This is a genomic window from Actinomadura luteofluorescens (assembly GCF_013409365.1).
GTDB classification, from domain to species: Bacteria; Actinomycetota; Actinomycetes; order Streptosporangiales; family Streptosporangiaceae; genus Spirillospora; species Spirillospora luteofluorescens.
The window spans coordinates 616,274-633,448 of record NZ_JACCBA010000001.1; the positions used below are offsets into that span (position 1 = coordinate 616,274).

The 17,175-nt window shown below is 73.2% G+C and carries 18 protein-coding genes, 1 pseudogene and 1 riboswitch; of the genes and pseudogenes, 13 read left to right on the forward strand and 6 right to left on the reverse strand.

The window, feature by feature from the left end; genetic code table 11:
- The first annotated feature begins 4 nt into the window (after window positions 1–4).
- On the forward strand, window positions 5–517 hold the full coding sequence (locus tag BJY14_RS02675) for an Lrp/AsnC family transcriptional regulator (RefSeq protein ID WP_179842120.1): 513 nt from the start codon (window positions 5–7) through the stop codon (window positions 515–517).
- On the opposite strand, the gene BJY14_RS02680 is transcribed toward BJY14_RS02675, so the two are convergent.
- The gene (locus tag BJY14_RS02680) at window positions 500–1,576 is read right to left on the reverse strand and encodes a bifunctional NAD(P)H-dependent oxidoreductase/GNAT family N-acetyltransferase (protein WP_218905022.1); all 1,077 of its coding nucleotides are present in this window, start codon (window positions 1,574–1,576) and stop codon (window positions 500–502) included. The two genes, BJY14_RS02675 and BJY14_RS02680, sit on opposite strands and share 18 nt — an antisense overlap.
- A 30-nt stretch (window positions 1,577–1,606) precedes the next feature.
- Here BJY14_RS02680 and BJY14_RS02685 point away from each other — a divergent pair, with 30 nt between their 5' ends.
- From BJY14_RS02685 to BJY14_RS02690, 3 genes and pseudogenes are all read left to right on the forward strand, one after another.
- Complete coding sequence (locus BJY14_RS02685; RefSeq protein WP_179842121.1) at window positions 1,607–2,089, forward strand: MarR family winged helix-turn-helix transcriptional regulator; 483 nt, start codon at window positions 1,607–1,609, stop codon at window positions 2,087–2,089.
- A 65-nt stretch (window positions 2,090–2,154) separates the two neighbouring features.
- Window positions 2,155–2,367, forward strand: a pseudogene (locus BJY14_RS46305) (transposase); the annotation flags it as partial.
- Window positions 2,358–3,023 (forward strand): IS5 family transposase, encoded by a 666-nt coding sequence (locus tag BJY14_RS02690; protein WP_312878929.1) that lies wholly within the window; start codon window positions 2,358–2,360, stop codon window positions 3,021–3,023. The pseudogene BJY14_RS46305 and the gene BJY14_RS02690, both read left to right, overlap by 10 nt.
- 15 nt (window positions 3,024–3,038) lie before the next feature.
- On the opposite strand, the gene BJY14_RS02695 is transcribed toward BJY14_RS02690, so the two are convergent.
- Window positions 3,039–3,773, reverse strand: coding sequence for a haloacid dehalogenase type II (locus BJY14_RS02695; protein WP_179842122.1), 735 nt, complete (start codon window positions 3,771–3,773; stop codon window positions 3,039–3,041).
- A 129-nt stretch (window positions 3,774–3,902) separates the two neighbouring features.
- On the opposite strand from BJY14_RS02695, the gene BJY14_RS02700 reads away from it, so the two are divergent.
- Window positions 3,903–4,088 carry a hypothetical protein gene (locus BJY14_RS02700; protein WP_179842123.1) on the forward strand — a complete coding sequence of 62 codons (186 nt, stop codon included), beginning with the start codon at window positions 3,903–3,905 and terminating at the stop codon, window positions 4,086–4,088.
- A gap of 144 nt (window positions 4,089–4,232) precedes the next feature.
- Here the strand turns inward: BJY14_RS02700 and BJY14_RS02705 are convergent, their stop codons facing one another.
- The 4 genes from BJY14_RS02705 to BJY14_RS02720 all read right to left on the reverse strand — a co-directional run bounded on the left by BJY14_RS02705 (window position 4,233) and on the right by BJY14_RS02720 (window position 8,835).
- Window positions 4,233–4,961, reverse strand: coding sequence for an RlpA-like double-psi beta-barrel domain-containing protein (locus BJY14_RS02705; protein WP_179842124.1), 729 nt, complete (start codon window positions 4,959–4,961; stop codon window positions 4,233–4,235).
- 188 nt (window positions 4,962–5,149) lie between these two features.
- Window positions 5,150–5,818 (reverse strand): CHAP domain-containing protein, encoded by a 669-nt coding sequence (locus BJY14_RS02710; protein ID WP_179842125.1) that lies wholly within the window; start codon window positions 5,816–5,818, stop codon window positions 5,150–5,152.
- 14 nt (window positions 5,819–5,832) lie between these two features.
- Window positions 5,833–5,982: riboswitch (cyclic di-AMP (ydaO/yuaA leader) on the reverse strand.
- 1,014 nt (window positions 5,983–6,996) lie between these two features.
- A complete protein-coding gene (locus BJY14_RS44825; RefSeq protein WP_179842126.1) occupies window positions 6,997–7,638 on the reverse strand; it encodes a prepilin peptidase in 642 nt (213 codons plus the stop codon).
- A 6-nt stretch (window positions 7,639–7,644) separates the two neighbouring features.
- Window positions 7,645–8,835: an NlpC/P60 family protein gene (locus BJY14_RS02720; RefSeq protein WP_179842127.1), complete on the reverse strand. Its 1,191-nt coding sequence runs from the start codon at window positions 8,833–8,835 to the stop codon at window positions 7,645–7,647.
- A 242-nt stretch (window positions 8,836–9,077) separates the two neighbouring features.
- Between BJY14_RS02720 and BJY14_RS02725 the strand changes: the two genes are divergently transcribed.
- From BJY14_RS02725 to BJY14_RS02760, 8 genes are read left to right on the forward strand one after another with little or no spacing between them, the layout of a single operon-like run.
- Complete coding sequence (locus BJY14_RS02725; protein ID WP_179842128.1) at window positions 9,078–10,148, forward strand: hypothetical protein; 1,071 nt, start codon at window positions 9,078–9,080, stop codon at window positions 10,146–10,148.
- Entirely contained in the window at window positions 10,145–10,810 is a 666-nt protein-coding gene (gene cpaB / locus BJY14_RS02730) for a Flp pilus assembly protein CpaB (protein ID WP_179842129.1), read from the forward strand. The genes BJY14_RS02725 and cpaB overlap by 4 nt, the downstream gene beginning before the upstream one ends.
- A gap of 4 nt (window positions 10,811–10,814) precedes the next feature.
- Window positions 10,815–12,410 (forward strand): CpaE/TadZ family protein, encoded by a 1,596-nt coding sequence (locus tag BJY14_RS02735; RefSeq protein ID WP_179842130.1) that lies wholly within the window; start codon window positions 10,815–10,817, stop codon window positions 12,408–12,410.
- Window positions 12,407–12,790: a TadE/TadG family type IV pilus assembly protein gene (locus tag BJY14_RS02740; protein ID WP_179842131.1), complete on the forward strand. Its 384-nt coding sequence runs from the start codon at window positions 12,407–12,409 to the stop codon at window positions 12,788–12,790. Before BJY14_RS02735 ends, BJY14_RS02740 begins: the two co-directional genes overlap by 4 nt.
- Window positions 12,791–12,793: 3 nt before the next feature.
- Window positions 12,794–14,125, forward strand: coding sequence for a TadA family conjugal transfer-associated ATPase (locus tag BJY14_RS02745; protein WP_179842132.1), 1,332 nt, complete (start codon window positions 12,794–12,796; stop codon window positions 14,123–14,125).
- On the forward strand, window positions 14,122–15,051 hold the full coding sequence (locus BJY14_RS02750) for a type II secretion system F family protein (protein ID WP_179842133.1): 930 nt from the start codon (window positions 14,122–14,124) through the stop codon (window positions 15,049–15,051). Before BJY14_RS02745 ends, BJY14_RS02750 begins: the two co-directional genes overlap by 4 nt.
- Window positions 15,048–15,935, forward strand: coding sequence for a type II secretion system F family protein (locus BJY14_RS47090; protein WP_179842134.1), 888 nt, complete (start codon window positions 15,048–15,050; stop codon window positions 15,933–15,935). The genes BJY14_RS02750 and BJY14_RS47090 overlap by 4 nt, the downstream gene beginning before the upstream one ends.
- Complete coding sequence (locus BJY14_RS02760) at window positions 15,919–17,175, forward strand: sensor histidine kinase (RefSeq protein WP_179842135.1); 1,257 nt, start codon at window positions 15,919–15,921, stop codon at window positions 17,173–17,175. The genes BJY14_RS47090 and BJY14_RS02760 overlap by 17 nt, the downstream gene beginning before the upstream one ends.

Genomic DNA, 17,175 nt, shown 5'->3' on the forward strand with positions numbered 1-17,175 from the left:
TTGCGTGCCCGAATCACCGCCGCCGCGCCTGGACGAGATCGACGCCCTGCTGCCGGACCTCCTCCAGCATGACGCCGGGCGCACCCTTCACGACCTGGGGGAACAGGTCGGGCTCTCCCCTAGCGCCGTCCAGCGGCGGATCGCCCGCTACCGCGAGCACGGGCTCATCGCCCGGCAGGTCGCCGTCCTCGATCCGCACCGCTTCGGTCCCACCGTCCTGGCCACGGTCCTGGTGACCCTGGTCCGGGAGTCGTTCGAGCACCACCGGGCCTTCTCCGAACGGATGCGCTCAGAGCCTCAGGTCCAGCAGTGCTACCGCGTCGCGGGGCCGTGGGACTACGTGGTCGTCCTGGCGGCGCGCAGCATGCGCGACTGCGGTCGGCTCGGTGACCGCCTGCTGAAGGCGGACGACAATGTCCAGCGTTACGAGACCCTGGTCGTCTTCGACACCGTCAAGTCCGGCCTTACTCTCCCGCTTCCCGCGCCGCAGCCCGCTCGATCACGAGACGGGTGCTGAGGGCTCCTTGGTGAGGCGGATGGTGCCGTCCTCGCCGGTGAGGGGGGCGGGCTGGTATCCCTCGCTCCGGTAGAGCGCGATGTTGTTCCGGCTGCCCGCACCGGTGGAGAGCACGATGCGGCGGCAGGCCGGGTCGGCGGCGGCCTCGGCCGTCTGGAGCAGCCAGCGTCCCAGGCCGCGCCCCCGCAGGTCGGGGACGACGCCGAGCCGTCCCACGTGCCATTCGGCGTCGTCGCGGCGGGTCCGCACCATGCCGAGGAGCCGGCCGTCCCGCCACAGCCCGATCGCCTGCCAGGCCGCGAGCCAGTCACGTACCTGCTCCACGGACTCGTGCAGCGCGGGGACGGTCAGGGGGTCGTTGGCGAGGGCCTCGTCCACCCAGCAGCACCGCTGCAGGACGGTCACCTCGGGGGCGTCGTCCGGCGTCAGTCGCCGCAGGTAGGAGCCGGGTTCGGGTCCGGCCGACGATCCGGCGCGCGCCTGTTCCCGCATGGGCCGGAGCGCGTGCGCGACCCGGACCAGCTCGTCCAGGACATCGATCGCCGCCTCGCCGGCAGCGGCGGCGGGCCGCACTTCCCCGTCGTGCACGGCGTCGGCGATGCGGAGCGCGACCGTGGACCCCAGCGGTACGAGGCGCAGCGTGGTCACCACCTGCTTGGCGTGCTGCACCGCCCTCGTGCCCGCCGAGGTGTTGCCGTAGCTGACGAACCCGATCGGCTTCCACGCCCACTCGCGGGAGAGGTAGTCCAGCGCGTTCTTCAGGGACGCGGGCATCCCGTAGTTGTACTCCGGCGTCACGACGATGAGGCCGTCGACGGCGTCCACGATCGCGCTCCACCTGCGCGTGTGCTCGTTGCGGTACACGCCCGACGACGGATGGTCCTCCTCGTCGAGGAACGGGAGCCCGAGGTCGGCGAGAGCCAGCGGCACCAGTTCGGCGCCGAGTTCGGCGGCACGGGGCGTGATCGTCTCCGTCAGCCACGCCCCCACCGCGGGGCCGAGGGCACCGGGGCGGGTGCTGCACACCAGTACGAGGACGCGCACCTGTTTCGTTGACATGTAAATGAACATAGGCGATAGGTTGTTTACATGTCAAAGAAACCGTCGGACGAACCCGTGCGCTGGCTGACCCCGGACGAGGAACGAGCGTGGCGGGCGTTCCGCCGCATGGTGATCGCCGTCCAGACCGGCACCGCGCGCGACCTCTCCCAGGCCGGCCTCTCCGAGCCCGACTACGAGGTGCTCAGCACGCTGTCGGAGCGGCCGGACCACGCCGGCACCCTGCACGAGCAGGCCGCGAAGATGGGCTGGTCGCGCAGCCGCCTCTCCCGGCACGCCACCCGCATGGAGGCGCGCGGCCTCATCCGGCGCGCCCCCGACCCGGCCGACGGAAGGGGCTGCCTCCTCGTCCTCACCGAGCACGGCCTGGACACTCTGGTCGACGCCGCCCCCGCGCACCTGGAATCGGTGCGCCACCACTTCATCGACCGCCTGGCACCGGAAGACCTCACCGCCCTGGAACACATCGCCGGGAAGGTGGAGGCCCCGGGCGAGGCGGCGTCCGCGCCCTAGGCCGTGTCCGGTAGATCTTGGTGTTTGGCTGAGGTCGATCTTTGGGTGTGGGTTGATGCTGTGTCATGGTGCGACGGCATGAGTTGACCGATGCGGCGTGGCGGCGGATCGAGCCGCTTTTGCCCGCGCAGCCCGCTCGGGGCGGGCGGTGGGCCGATCACCGCACGGTGTTGAACGGGATCTTGTGGAAGCTGGCCACCGGTGCTCCGTGGCGGGACCTGCCGGAGCGGTACGGCAACTGGAAGACCGTCTATGAGCGGTACCGGCGGTGGGCCGCCGACGGCACTTTCGACCGCGTCCTCACCCACGTGCAGGTCCACGACGACTCGGTCGGGCGGATCGACTGGACCGTCAGCGTCGATTCCACCATCGTGCGCGCCCATCAGCACGCTGCCGGTGCCCGCAAAAAGGGGAACCGGGCGGGACGAACCCGACATCGAGGAGCAGTCAGGCGCTCGGGCGGTCCCGGGGCGGGTTGACCACCAAGGTCCACCTGGCCGTCGACGGGCGCGGAATGCCGCTGTCGATCGTGGTCACCGCCGGCAACGTCAACGACTGCACCGCTTTCCCCGACGTCCTCGCCGGGATCTGGGTGCCGCGACCTGCGCGGGGGCGGCCGCGGTGCCGGCCGGACCGGGTGATCGCCGACAAGGCCTACAGTTCGGCGGCGATCCGCCGGACCCTGCGCAAGCGGGGCATCGCCGTCACCATTCCCGAACGCGTCGACCAGAGGGCCGGGCGCGTACGCCGCGGCCCACGAGGCGGGCGGCCGCCAAGGTTCGACCCAGCCCTCTACAAGGGCCGCAACGTGGTCGAACGCTGCATCGGCCGCCTCAAGCAATGGCGCGGCATCGCCACCCGGTTCGACAAACTCGCCCGCAACTACCGCGCAGCGGTCGTCCTGGTCACAGCCCTGCTCTGGATCAACACATGATCCACCGGACACGCCCTAGGGCCGCCGGCCGGCCTCCAGCAGGACGGCGAGTTCACCGAACCCGCGCACGACCAGGTCGCTTTCCACGTCGTCCGCTCGGTCGGCGGTAAGAGAGGGTCCCTTCTCCAGCGGACGCTCCAGGAACGCGGTGGCGAGCCCCGCCCCTCTGGCGCCGTCGATGTCCCACTTGTGCGCGGCGACCATCAGGACCTCCGCCGGTTCCACGTCCAGCAGCCGCACCGCCGTCAGGTACGCCTCCGGCTCGGGCTTGTACGTGCGGGCGAGCTCCGCCGACAGGATGCAGTCGAACGGCAGCCCCGCCCCCTTGACCAGGTTCGTCAGCAGGGCGAACCCGCCATTGGACAGCGCCGCAACCACGTACCTCTCCCGCAGCCCGGCGAGGCCGTCCACCGAGTCGTCCCACGCCGGCAGACGGTGCCAGGCCCGGACGAGCCGCCGCCGCGCGTCCTCGTCGAAAGCGTCCGCGACGCCGTGCAGCTCCAGCAACTCGTCGAGCGACTCCCGGTGCAGCGTGTCGAGGTACGCCCACTCCCGCTCCCCGCTACTGACCCGCTGCATAGACGGCAGGTACCGCTCGCGCCAATCATCGGCGAAGGCCTCACCCTCCAACGCGACACCGCGCTCCGCGGCGATCGCCGCCACCTGCCCGGCGACCCCCGTCCGCCAGTCCACGGTCGTCCCGAAGATGTCGCAGGCGACGACCCGGATTGCTCCCACGTCGAACCCCACTGGTACTCCCTACCGCACTCCCTCGCCCAAGAGCGCTCGGATGGTGCCCCACCCCAGTCCTAACACGCCCGGACGGCACCATCTAGCGGACTCCACGCCTCCCCAGATCTGCGCAGAGCACAACGAACCATGTTCGGCTTCCGCAACCGATGGCTGCGCTCGTTCGCCGACACGACCGGCGAGTGCGTGGAGGCCGTCGGCGGCGAGGGCGGCGATGCCGGGGCGCGCCTGGCCAAGCTACGCGACTTCTCCCTCTTCGCCGCGTCGGAGATGGCGAGCATGCAAGAACGGTGGAAGCAGGCGCAAAGCGAGTAACCGCGCCCTCAGCGGGCGGCGCCAGGCCGCCGAGGAGTCCCTGCGAAGCGCCGTCCGGGACGGCAGGCTGACGCCCGGACGTGACAGGCCCCGCTCCCGTCCGAGGACGGGAGCGGGGCCTGTCATGAGACCTGGGCTGTCTGGTCAGCCGAGGGGCTTCGGGGCGCCCTTCTTGCCGGCGCCGTGGCCCCAGGAGAGGACCTCGTACTTGACGCCCTTCAGGTGGCCCGCCGAGGTACCGGTGTTGTACTTGCTGCTCGGCTTCTTGCCGTCCACGAGGTGGCGGAAGGTGTAGGTGTCTAGGTCGAGCATGACGCCGCGGTGCGACGGCTCGCCCGGCCCGCGGTCGCCGACGAAGCCGGTGACGCTGCGGCCCTTGTAGGTGACCTTCACCTTGGTGTGCATGGGCCAGCTCGGGCTGGCGAACAGGCCCTTCTGCATCGGCTTGCCGCCGGCGGGGGCGCCGGTGTCACCGTTCACGCCGGACCCGTCGTCCCAGAAGTAGGACGCCTTCGTCTTGCCGCTGAACAGGGCCTTCGGGCCCTTCTTCACGGGCTTGGCGGTGGCATGGCGGGCGGCCTGCATGTCGTTCTGCCCGGTCACCTGCTGCCCGGTCGCCTGCTGCCCGGCGGCCTTGGGCTCGGACACCCGCTGCCCGGTGACCTTGTGCCCGGACACCAGCTGGTCGGTGACGTTGTGCCCGATCAACTGCTGCCCGGCGGCCTTGTGCGCGGTCACCTGCTGTCCGGTGACCTTCTGCGCCGTCGGCTCGTCCGCCGGGCCCCCATGAGTGGCCCCGGCCGCCACGCCCGTCACCAGCAGGCCCGCGAGGGCGGTGCCGATCAGGGCGGTGTCGATGACTCGCTGCTGCATGTTCATCCTTTGCTCGGTGGTCCGGGCGCCGGGTCACGCCTTCGGGCGTGAGGGGCTCGCCGTTGGGGCATGACGGACCCGGCGCACGGCACGTGGGCGTGCTCGCGACGTGGGTGTGATCGCGCGGGGATGGAGAGGGGGCGCACCACTGGACGGTGCGGGGCAAGGGGCCGCTGAACGGCCTCAGCTCACCGGTACTCGGGGTAGCCGTAGCCGGCGACGGTGGAGGTGTCGCGGACCTTCTTCTTCACGGCGTCGCCGGTGTTGCCCTCGATGGTGTTGATGGTCCCGTCGTGGTTGTCCTTCACGACGATGCCGACGTGCTCGACGCCCTTGATACCGCCGCCGTTCCAGGCGAAGAAGACCACGGCCCCGGGCTTCGGGGTCTCGCCGAAGCGGCCGGTCTTCTTGAACCACTTGGCGTGGCTGACGGTGTAGGCGTCGGCGCCCATGCCCTTGGTGCCGGTGTGCTGGCCCAGCCAGGACACGAACATGTCGCACCACGACTGGCCCTTGTAGACCGAGGCGCTGTCGGCACCGATCCGGTGGGCGTTCTGCTCGCCCAGCGGCGAGCCGACGTACCAGTCGTTGAACTTGCTGTTGCCCGAGGCGTCCTCGTGGGTGCCGACCTGCGTGCGGGCGAGGTTGATGACGTCCTGCGCGGAGGCGCCGGCCTGGGCGCCGCTGGCGTCGGCCTTGGACACGGGGGCGACGTTCACGGTGTTCGCGGGCTTGGCGTCCGCCTGGGCTGCCGGGGCCAGGGAGGCGAAGCCGAACGCGCCCGCCAGGGACAGGACGGCTCCGGCGGCGACGCGGGCGCCCATGCGCTTGGTCAGGTCGAAGGTACGAACGGTCATGCGAAGGTTCTCCTGAGTTCTTCCAGTCCGCCTACCGGGTTAGCTGTCGGGTTCGGGCGTGGAAGTGGCCCTACCGCGGCCCCGCGCATGGCGGGGGTGCGGATTCACCCCGGTGTTTCGGTGGGTCCCCGGCTCCGCTGCGCCATGATCGGCGCTCTGCGGACTCGGCGGCGGACGTGCCTTGATCGGCCGTCCTGATGATCAGGGACTCGACGCGCCCTTCATGATCTGGTCGGGCGCTCCGGACGGGCTTTCCCGTCGGTCACACACCCACAACAGGTTCAAGCGGCCCCATATTTCGTCAAGTCCATCCCAAAGACGCGACCCACCTGCAAAGACTCTCCAAAGCTCCCTGCACGCAAGGGCTGTGGACCGGTCAAGTCCGCCCAAGATTTCTTGTCGGCCCCCTCCACCCCGAGGGATCGACCCCGCCTGACCGCCCAGGACGTTCCCTGAAATGCGCACACCACATGATCCGTTGCCTTTAAGACGCGGGCGCGGGTCTGAGCCGACCGGGCGCCGAAGGTGGGGCCGGATCCCCCGCCGCCTGCGGTGATGCCGGACGTGAGCGATGCCTGAGGCGGAGGAACAACGCAGGGAACTGAACGGCCCTCGGCACCGGCGAGCCGCTCCTTCCCGCCCGCAGTCCACCCCCGCACGCGTGGGATCTCTGTCGTCTAGGCAGGTCGACACCACAGTCCTCAGGCTGCGGAAGAGCGTCTGGTCTCACCCCGGACGAGCCCGCCCGGGCAGGTAGATCGGGATCTTGCAAGAGGGCGCGCCTTGGGTGGGTGGGGGACGCTACGCGCAACGGACCCTCGAACACGATCCGGTTGCCTAAGCCGTTGAGGTTCTTCTCGAACCGTTACTGCTCGGCCGATCGTCGGCATCGACGATCTCGGCGATGAGTACAACGCCGTCCACTCGAATCCCCATGGCGCGGGCCGTTGTCGGCCGGGCGCTCTTGGCACGCGCTATCGACGCGAGCGGGAGCAGCGAGCCGGACCCCCTGGCCGCGGCCTCGGTGACTTCGCTGAGCAGGTCACCCGGGGTTCTCGGATGCCGGAACCAGCACACGGAGCCGACCACACGAACCCAACTAAAAGCAACCATATAATCACCGCGGATGGGCTCGGAAGAGCACTGGAAGCGCTCCCATCCAAGCCGCTGTCCGATGCTCAGCTCATCGCTATGGCGAACAGCGCACCCAGTAGCATGAACGGCCCGAAGGGTATCTCGGTCTTTCTCGTCGCCTTGCGGAGCGCTATGAGCGCGATGCCGAACAGGCCCCCGAAGAAGAAGCCGGCGACCAATCCGAGCAGCCAGGCGCCCGAGCCCAGCCAGCCCAGGTACAGGCCGAGGACCCCTGCCAGCTTGACGTCACCCCGCCCGATCGACCGCGCCGCGAACAGCCGCTGGACGGCGTAGGCGGCCCACAGCGCCACCGCGCCCGCCAGCGCGCCCACCAGCGGCCAGAACTCGGCGGCCACCAGCGTGGCCACCATCAGCAGCCCCGTGCCGATCGGGTAGGACGGCAGGACGAGCAGGTCGGGCAGCCGCCTGACCGCCAGGTCCACGGCCGCGAGAAGGGTGCCGACGGTCCCCAGGTAGAGGAACGCCGGCAGCTCGGGAACGAGCCCGATGCGCCAGGCCAGCAGGGCCCAGACGGCGGCCGTCGCGGACGCCACCGCCAGTCTCGGCGCCAGCCGGGCGGCCCGCCGGGCACGCGCCTGCTCCGGCAGGAAGCGCCAGGCGTGCGGCGCGGCGAACCAGCCGACGGCTCCGCCGGCCGCCGCGCCTCCCGCGACGAGCGCGATCACCGCTCGCTACCGGTGCTGCGCGGGGCGGGTGAAGGCCGCCGGGGCGCCGGCGGTGCCGGGGGCGCCGTAGCCCGTGATCCGGGCGCGGCCGTCGCCGGTGAACTCGGCGTAGGTGCGGGCGGCGGGGTCCAGTACGATGCCGACCCGCTCGGGCCGACCGTCCTCGCCCCGGAGAAACACCAGGTCGGCGGCCTTCTCCTCGCCCGGCCGTACGGGGGCGCCGTAGGCGCGCAGGGCGCCGATCCCGTCGGGGATCTCCAGCCCTGCCAGTCGGTGCACCTCGCGGACGAATCCGGATCCGTCGCAGGCCGCGCGCCTCCAGCGCTCATCGAATTCCTTCCGTGATGCGTCGTCGCCGCCCGGCGGCCGGGCGGCGAGCCGGGTGCAGGGCCCGGTCCCAGGGCCGATCCGCCGGTAGGTCTCGGCCAGCACGCGCGCCGCGGCGGGTGGGGTGCCGGGCGGGGGGTTGGGGACGGCGCCGTCGGGCTCGCCGCCGTAGGTTTCGGGGTCGTCGGCGTCGACGAGGTTCGCCCGGAAGCGGCGGCCGACCGCGGTCCGGTCGCCATCGGGCCAGGCCCGCACGCCGTCGCAGATCAGCCGCGGCGTCCCGGCGCTCCCCGGAACGCGGGCGCAGGAGGGCAGGTCGAGCCGGGCGGCGGCCGTCGCGGTGCCGGAGCGGCCGAGGCCGCGCTCGCCGAACCTGTCCCGGCAAAGGCGGGTCTCGGTGGGGAGTGGGGACGCCGTGGCGCCGGGAGCGGGCGGCGTTTCTGGAGGCTTCGTGCTCTCCTCGGCGCCGGGCGCCCCGGCCTCCGGCACCGGACTGGTCACCTTGCAGTCGCGGGTCGCGACCGACACGCTCGCGGTGCGGCCGCGTAGCCCGCTCAACCGGACCGGCCCGACCAGGTCGGCCCCGTTCAGCCCGGCGTAGCGGGCCGCGCGCTCCCTCGCCGCGTCCTCGCCGACGTCCCAGTAGGCCGCCCCGCGGGGGTCGACCCCGGCGAGCGCCAGTTCGAGGGCGTACTCGCGCAGCGGCTGCACCGCCGCCAGGGCCGCCGCGTCCGCCGCGACCTGAGCGCGGCCGCGCAGGTCGCTGGAGAAGGCCAGCCGGCCGACCAGCATCGTGGCGGCGACCAGGAGCAGCGTCATCCCCACCACCAGCACGATGGTGGCTCCGCCGCGGTCCCGTTCGGCCCTCACCTGTCACTACGCATTCTCTGTCATTTCCCGGCTGAATCCGGCCGCCAATCGACCGTCCCGCCGCGACGGTAAAACTCGGGGCCGCGCGGCGGGCAGGGCCGATGGGCCCAATAAAGTCCCTCAATCAACGCTCGACGGAGCTTTTCCGGCTTCCTACCCCGATGCTTGACATCTCAACATAATCGGGTCTAAACAAAGACAACCAAGCACCGTTCGCCACCGACCCGAGGTCCTGGAGAGCGATGAACGAGCACCGTGTCCGCCGTGCCGTCGTGGCCATCGGCGATCTACCCAGCACCGGCCACGTCCCGGCCGAGCCGGCCGAGCGGCTGACCGTGCCGAGTGCTCTGACCGGCACCGCCGACGCCTACGAACGGGTCGCCGCCCACCTGGCCGATTTCGCCGAGATCCTGGTCGTCTACCCGGAATGGGACGCCGCCCCGGCGCGGCGGCTGCTGCCGGTCGTCCGAGGCCTCCTGGACACCGACCGGGTCGCGGAGCTCGGGCTGCGGTTGCCGCCGCTGGCCTTCTCCCTCGTCGCCGACCTGCTGGCGCACTCCGCGCGGTACATGCCGCTGGGGCTGCTGGCGCGGGTGAGCGAGCGGCTGGAGCGCGAGGTCGCGGCCGGTGCCCGGATGGGCAGCGTCACCCGGCTGGCGAACGTGCCGGCCGGGCTGCGCCAGCACGTGCGGTCGTACGTGCCGGGCTCCGGCTTCGTGGCCTGGGCCGCGCCGGTGCCCCGGGTGGACGCCGTCAACCGCCGCACCGGCACCGTCGACCCGCCCGAACCGGTTCCGGACGGGCAGGTCCACCTGCTGGTCGCGCGGCGGGACGGGGAGTTCCCCGGCCTCCGGGACAGGCTGGTCGAGGCGTTCCGGCCGGACAAGGTCCTGGACGTCGCGCCGCAGCCGCTCGGCACCCGCTACTGGGGCACCCGCCGGCACGCGGAGTTCGTCGCGTTCAGCACCGCCCCCTCCGCGTTCCGCGCGCTGGTCCAGGGCGAGCGGTTCTGGCACTGCCCCTGGTGCCGCCGCCCGACGGCCTCCGAGATCTGCCCGTCCTGCCGCATGTTCCAGACCGACCCACCGCACCAGAACCAGAGCTGGCCGCCCGCCCCGCCGGACCCGGCCCCCGGCCGCGAGGCCGCGCCGGCCGCCCGCGACGGCGCCGCGGTGCCGCTCGGCGACTCCCCCACCCCCATCCTGACCAGCGCAGTGAGGACGACCGTGAGAACGCCCATCGCCCTGCCCCCGGCGGGCACGGCCGCCGCCCACTCCAGCGGCGCCCCCGACGATCCCGCGAGGTCCGCGTGAACCCCCGGCAGCGGCGCGGCGCGGTGCTGCTGGGCGTCGCGGTCCTAGGCTCCGCCTTCGTGTTCGCCTCGGTCTACCGCTACGTCGCCTCCGTGCGCGCGGAGGTCGGCCCGAAGCTCAGCGTCCTGGTCGTGACCAAGGAGGTCGGCGCCTACCAGCGTCCCGGTCCGGACGCCCTGGCGACGCGGACGATGCCCCGCCAGTGGATCCCGCCCAGCGGGATCCTGCACCGGCCCGAGGAGATCGGCGACCGGGTGGCCGCCACCCGGCTGCGGCCCGGCACCTACCTCGTGCCGGACCTGCTGACCGCCCAGCCCGACCTGCGGCCCGGCCAGCGGGCGATCACCCTCCAGGTGACCGTCGACCCCAACGTCACCGGCCGGCTGCGGGCCGGTGCGCTGACCGACGTCTACGCCACGTTCCCGGCGCAGGGGAAGCGGCAGGCCTGCGCGTCGCGGATCGTCTCGCGCGCCCTGGTCCTGCAGGTCGGGCGGCGGGAGGGGGAGCATGTCGCGATCATGTTCGCGTTCGACGGCCGCGACTCCCTCAAGGTCACCTACGCCGAAAGCTTCGCCAACCGCATCCGGCTGGCGCTCATCAGCGAGGCCGGGGAACCGGGCGAGCTGCAACTGACCCCGCTCTGCTCCGCCCCCGTGAGGTGACGACGTGAGCATCCGCGTCATGCTGGCCGTCGGGGACCTCCCGACGGCGGCCGTGCTGCGCGCCCTGCTGGACGAGCTGACCGGCGTCGTCCTGACGGCGGAGGCGGCGACCGCCGCCGACGTCGCGGCGGCGGTGGCGGCCGAGGCCGAACCCGACGTCCTGCTGCTGCACCACACGCTCGATGGGTTCCCGACCACCGACCTGGTGCGCGAGCTGACCGGCCGGCACCCGGCGCTCGCGATCATCGTCGTCGTCGAGGAGCCCACCACCGACCAGCTGGGCCTGGCGATGGAGGCGGGCGCCCGCGGCGTGATCGACGCGCACCCGTCGCTGGCCGAGCTCCAGCACCGGACGGGCGCCGCGGCCGACTGGTCGCGGACGATGCGGCACCACCTCGACCCCGGCTCGGGCGGCGACCCCGGCGCCTCCCGCCGCGGCTACACGGTCGCGGTGTGCGGGGCCAAGGGCGGGACCGGCACCACGCTGCTGGCCGTGCACCTGGCGCTGTCCGCCGTGGGCGCCGGGCGGCGGGTCTGCCTGGTGGACCTGGACCTGCAGACGGGCGACCTGCAGTCCTACCTCGACATCACCCACCGCCGCAGCATCGCGGACCTCGGCGCTGCGGCCGACGACCTGGACGGCACCGTGCTCGCCGACGCGCTCTTCGCGCACCGCGACGGGCCCCACGTCCTGCTCGCCCCCGCCGAGGGAGAGCGCGCCGAGGAGGTGACCGAGACGGCGACCCGGCAGATCCTGGTCGCGCTGCGGTCCCGCTACGACGCCGTGATCGTCGACTGCGGCGCCCAGCTCACCGACGCCAACGCCGTCGCCATCGAGACGGCCGACCGCGTCCTGGTCACCGCCAGCCCCGACCTGCCCGCACTGCGGGGGGTGCGGCGCCTGGTCGGGCTGTGGGAGCGGCTGTCGGTGCGCAAGAAGGAGGACGTGGGCGTGGTGCTGGTCCGGCACTCCCGCCGCGACGAGGTCCAGCCGGACTTCGCCCGCCGGGTGCTGACCGCGCCGCTGCTGAAGACGGCCGTCCCGGCGGACTTCCGCGCCGTGGAGGAGGCGGTGAACACCGGGGCCCCCGGCAACGCCGCGTCCAGCTCCTACCGGAGCGCGGTGGAGGCGCTGGCCCGTGAGATCGGCCTGCACGAGTGGGGCGCGGCGCGGCGGCGCGGGCGCCCCGGGCACGGCCGCAGGACCCGCGACCGGGCCCGGCGCGGCGGCGGTGACTCGGGCGCCGCCGTCACCGAGTTCGCGGCGGTGCTCCCGCTCATCGGCCTGCTGCTGCTGGTCGCCTACCAGGTCGTCCTGGTGGGCGTGACCGCCGTGTACGCGACGCTGGCCGCCGGCGAGGGCGCCCGCGCGGTCGCGGTCCTCGGCAACGGCGCGGCCGACGGCCCGGTGGTCCGCGAACGGGTCGCGTCCCGGATCGCCGCGCCGTGGGACCGCCCCGACCGGCTGCGGCTGAGCGCGGACGGCGACTGGTTCACCGCGACGGTGCGGGTCCCGGCCGTGCTGCCCGGAACGAGCGGCCTGTTCGACCTGCACGCCCGGGCCCGGGTCGTCCACGAGGAGAAGGGCACGGAGGAATGAGCCGCACGGCGGCCGGCGGGCGGCCCGTCCGCGGGGCCCGCGACGCGGGCACCGCCGCGGTCGAGTTCGCGGCCGTGCTGCCGATCGCGGGGGTCGGCATCCTGCTGTGCCTGCAAGCGCTGGTGGCCGTCGTGTCCGTCGAGCGGGTGCAGAACGCCGCCCGCACTGGCGCGCGGGTCGCCGCGCAGCGGCAGGACCCGGGCGCGTGCCCGGCCGCCGCCCGCGGCGCGCTGCCCGGCTGGGCGAGGGAGCCGCGCGCCGTGGGCACCGCCGCCGGTGACGGCGTGAGCTGCGAGGTCACGGTGCGGACCCCGCTGCTGGTTCCGGGTGTCCCGCTGGACCTGGAGTTCACCAGGACCGTCCACATGCCGGGAGGTTGAGCGATGGCGCTGCGCAACAGGACGGGCGAACCCCATCAGAACGGGCACCGGATCAATCCGGGCTCGGTGTCGCGCTGGCGGCAGCGGCTGCTGGAGGAGGTCAGCCTCGACGAGCTGGCCGACCTCGACCTGGCCCAGCGTCGCGCCCGGCTGGAGAAGGTCACCGGCCACATCATCAGCCGCGACGGGCCGGTGCTGTCGGCCGGCGAGCGCGGCCAGATGATCCGCCGCGTCGTGGACGAGGCGCTCGGCCTCGGCGTGCTGGAACCGCTGCTGGCCGACCGCTCCATCACCGAGATCATGGTGAACGGCCCCGGCGACGTCTACGTCGAGCGCGGCGGGCGGCTGGAGCGCATCGACACCCGGTTCACCGACGAGGAGCAGCTCTACCAGACCATCGACCGGATCGTGGCCCAGGTGAACCGCCGGGTGGACGAGTCGTCGCCGATGGTGGACGCCCGGCTGCCGACCGGTGAGCGCGTCAACGTCATCATCCCGCCGCTGTCGCTGACCGGCCCCGTGCTGACGATCCGCCGGTTCCCCCGCGCCTACATGGTGGACGAGCTGGTCGCCCAGGGCAGCGTGGACCCGGCGACGGCGATGCTGCTGGCCGCGCTGATCCGCGCCCGCGTCAACGTGGTGATCTCCGGCGGGACCGGCACGGGGAAGACGACGATGCTGAACGCCCTGTCGGCGTTCATCCCGGCCGAGGAGCGCATCGTCACCGTCGAGGACTCCGCGGAGCTCCAGCTCCAGCAGCAGCACGTGATCCGGCTGGAGTCCCGCCCGCCCAACATCGAGGGGCGCGGCCAGGTGACGATCCGCGATCTGGTCCGCAACGCGCTGCGCATGCGGCCCGACCGCATCATCGTCGGCGAGGTCAGGGGCGCGGAGACCCTGGACATGCTCCAGGCGATGAACACCGGTCACGAGGGGTCGATGGTGACCGTCCACGCCAACTCCGCCGAGGACGCCGTCCACCGGTTGCAGACCCTGGGCAGCATGAGCGACCTGCGCCTGCCGTTCGAGGCCGTGCGCGACCAGATCGTCCACGCCGTCGACGCCGTCGTCCACCTCACCCGGGGCCCGGACGGGACCCGCCGGGTCGCCGAGGTCGCCGTGGCGTCCCGGACGGACGGGGCCCAGGCCGCCGTCCGGTTGCAGACCGTGTCACGGTTCGCGGCCGAGCCGCTCGGGCCCGACCTGAGGGTGCGGGGCGAGCACCGGCGGCACGCGCTCCCCGCGCAGCTCGTCGAGCGGCTGCTGCTGGGGGGCGAGAGCGTCCCCGGCGGGTTCGACGCCGCCCCCGCCCCGGTCAGGGAGGTGGGGGGATGAGCGTGACGCCCGCACTGATCCTGTGGCTGACGGCGGGGGCGCTGGCCGTGGCCGTCCTCGGGCTCATGCAGTTCCTGGCCGGCTGGGAGCGGCGCCGGGTCCTGGCCGAGCGCTCGGTGACCGGCGAGCGCCTGCTCGGCCGCGGCCCGCGCGAGGCGTTCGAGCGCTGGCTGCGCGGCACCGAAGCGGGCCGGGTCGTGGAACGCCGCCTCACCGCGTCCGGGGTGCGGATGAGCGTGCTGACGTTCCTGACGCTGCTGACGCTCAGCACCGTGGCGGTGCTCGTGCTGATCGGCGCCTACCTCGCCCCGCTGTTCGGCGTCGCCGCCGGAGTCGGGGTCGCCCTCGCGTTCTTCGGCTTCCTGCGCCGCCGGGAGGACCGGCGGCGGGAGGAGTTCATCGCCCAGCTCCCCGAGCTGGCCCGGGTGCTGTCCAACGCCTCGTCGGCCGGGCTGGTGCTGCGCACCGCCATCGAGATGGCCGCCGAGGAGCTGGAGGACCCCGCCCGCTCCGAGCTGCGCATCACCTCCGCCGCGCTGCGCATCGGCAAGCCGATCGACGAGACGCTGCACGAGCTCGGCGAGCGCCTCCCCTCCCGCGAGCTGGCGGTGCTGGTCAGCACGCTGCTGGTGGCGGCCCGCTCGGGCGGCTCGCTGGTCACCGCGCTCCAGGGCATCGCCACCACGCTCGACGAGCGCAAGGAGACCCGGCGGGAGATCCGCACCATCCTGGGCGAGGCCGTCGTCAGCAACTGGGCCGTCGGCGTGCTCGGCATCGGCGCGCTGCTGCTCATCAACCTCATCCAGCCCGGCGTCCTGCGGGAGATGGCCGGGAGCACCGTCGGGCAGGCGATGCTGGGCGTCTCCCTCACCCTCTTCGTCACCGGACTGGTCATCATCCGGCGCATCACCAGGATCGACCTGTGAACCCCGCGGTCAGCGCCGTGCCGGCGGCCTGCTGCTTCCTGGCGGCGACGGCCGGGTACGCGATGCTGCGCTCGTCCGAGCGGGTGAACGCCCCCGCGGCACCGGCGGCGGCGCGGGCGGCCCGGCGGCGCGGGGTCGTCCCGCTGGGAGGTCTGGCCGACGTGCTCGGCCGGCCGTTCACACCGCTGGCGCTCGCCATGATCGGCCGCTGGCGGATCGGCATCCGCAAGCGGATCGAGGCCGCCGGACGGCCCGGCGACATGACGCTGGAGGTGTACGCCCGGCAGACGGCCGGTTTCGCCGTCCTGTTCGGCTTCACCACGGCGATCCTGCTGCTGTCGGGCATCGGGCTGCCCAGCCTGCTGCCGCTGCTCGGCGTGGGGCAGATCGAACTGCTGCTCTACAGCCGGGTCCGCGCCCGGCGGGAGCAGATCGAACGTTCCCTGCCCGACTTCCTCGACGTGCTCGCCGTCACCGTCACCGCCGGGCTGAGCTTCCGGCTGGCGCTGGGCCGGGTGTCGAGCAGCATGCCGGGGCCGCTGGCGGACGAGTTCCAGATCGCGCTGCGCCAGATGGAGCTCGGCACGCCTCGCCGTGCGGCCTTCGAGGAGCTGCGCAGGCGCAACCGCTCGGCGTCGCTGCACCAGTTCATCACCGCGCTGCTGCAGTCGGAGGAGCTGGGCGCCCCGCTGTCGGCGGCGCTGGAGCAGATCAGCGCGGACATGCGGCGGCAGGCGGCGCAGTGGGCCAAGCGCAAGGCGCAGCGCAACACCCCGCGGATCACGGCGGTGACGACGACCCTGTCGCTGCCCGCCATCATGATCCTGGTCCTCGGCTCGATGCTCTTCACCGTGGGGGCGGACGTCGTTGCGGTACTTCGCTGAGACCGGCGGGTCCCCCGGGGGACCGGCCACCGCACAGGGCGCCGCACCGGGCGCCGCGGTCGACCGCGTCCCGGCCGGGCGGGTCACCGAGACCTTCCGGCTGATCATGCATCTGCGGACGGCGCTGGCCGGGGTGTCGATGCTGCTGCTGCCCCGCGACCGGCTGACCTTCGGCGCCATCGCCCTGGTCACCTGCGTCGGGGTGGTCTCCTGGCTGGCCGCCCGGCACGCCGGGCGGGTCGTCGCGCTGCTGGAACGGCACCCGCTGCTCGCCGCGCTGGACGCGGGCGTCCCGTTCGGCGTCCTGGCACTGGGCGGGCCGCTCGGTCCGTTCTTCCTGTCCACCCTGCTCACGGCGCTGGTGGCCGGGCTCCTGTTCGACCGGGTGGGCGTGGCGGCGCTGTCGGTCCTGCACGTCCTGTGCTACGTCGGCACGATCGCCTTCGTCCCGGAGGCCCAGCAGCACACGCTCGCGTCCTTCCAGGCGCTGGTCGGGCAGCCCGCCTGCTATCCGCTGGCCGCGTTCGCCGGCCGGACGGTGCGGCGGATGCTGGAGGAGAACGCCGACGCCGACCGGGCGCGCGTCCGCGCGGAGGCCATCGCCGCGGCCGCGCAGGAGCGGCTCCGGCTGGCGCGCGACATGCACGACTCCGTCGGCAAGACGCTCGGCGGCATCGCGCTGGCCGCCACCGCGCTGCCGTTATGGCTGCGCCGCGACCCCGAACGCGCCGCCCGGGAGGCGCACACGATCGCCGAGCACGTCCGGGTGGCGGCGGTGGAGGCCCGCGAGCTCATCTCCGGGCTGCGCGACCCGGCGCTCGACCGGCCGCTCGCCGAGACCGTCGCGGCCAGGAGCGGAGCGTGGCGCGACCGGCACAAGGTCCGCCTGCGATGCCGGATCGACCCCGCCGCGGACCTGTCCCCCAGTGGAAGGCGGGAGCTGCTCGCCATCCACGGGGAGGCGCTGGCGAACGTCGCCCGGCACGCGGGCGCCCGGTCGGTCACCGTCCGGCTCGCCGTCGAGCCGGACGCCGTGGTGCTGTGCGTGTCCGACGACGGCCGGGGCTTCGCCCTGACCTCCGTCGAGGACCTCGCCCGGGAGGGCCACTACGGACTGCTCGGCCTGCGCGAGCGCGCCGAGAGCATCGGCGGCACCCTGTCGGTCGAGTCCCGGCCGGGCACGGGCACGACCGTGACCGTCCGGGTCCGGTACGCGGGCACGTTGCGAAGGGCGGGCTGA

Coding starts and splice junctions, on each gene's coding strand:
- BJY14_RS02750 (WP_179842133.1), top strand. CDS start 14,122: ATGAGCGTGACGCCCGCACTGATCCTGTGGCTGACGGCGGGGGCGCTG.
- BJY14_RS02700 (WP_179842123.1), top strand. CDS start 3,903: ATGTTCGGCTTCCGCAACCGATGGCTGCGCTCGTTCGCCGACACGACC.
- BJY14_RS02745 (WP_179842132.1), top strand. CDS start 12,794: ATGGCGCTGCGCAACAGGACGGGCGAACCCCATCAGAACGGGCACCGG.
- BJY14_RS02685 (WP_179842121.1), top strand. CDS start 1,607: ATGTCAAAGAAACCGTCGGACGAACCCGTGCGCTGGCTGACCCCGGAC.
- BJY14_RS02705 (WP_179842124.1), bottom strand. CDS start 4,961: ATGCAGCAGCGAGTCATCGACACCGCCCTGATCGGCACCGCCCTCGCG.
- BJY14_RS02680 (WP_218905022.1), bottom strand. CDS start 1,576: ATGTCAACGAAACAGGTGCGCGTCCTCGTACTGGTGTGCAGCACCCGC.
- BJY14_RS02710 (WP_179842125.1), bottom strand. CDS start 5,818: ATGACCGTTCGTACCTTCGACCTGACCAAGCGCATGGGCGCCCGCGTC.
- BJY14_RS02740 (WP_179842131.1), top strand. CDS start 12,407: ATGAGCCGCACGGCGGCCGGCGGGCGGCCCGTCCGCGGGGCCCGCGAC.
- BJY14_RS02725 (WP_179842128.1), top strand. CDS start 9,078: ATGAACGAGCACCGTGTCCGCCGTGCCGTCGTGGCCATCGGCGATCTA.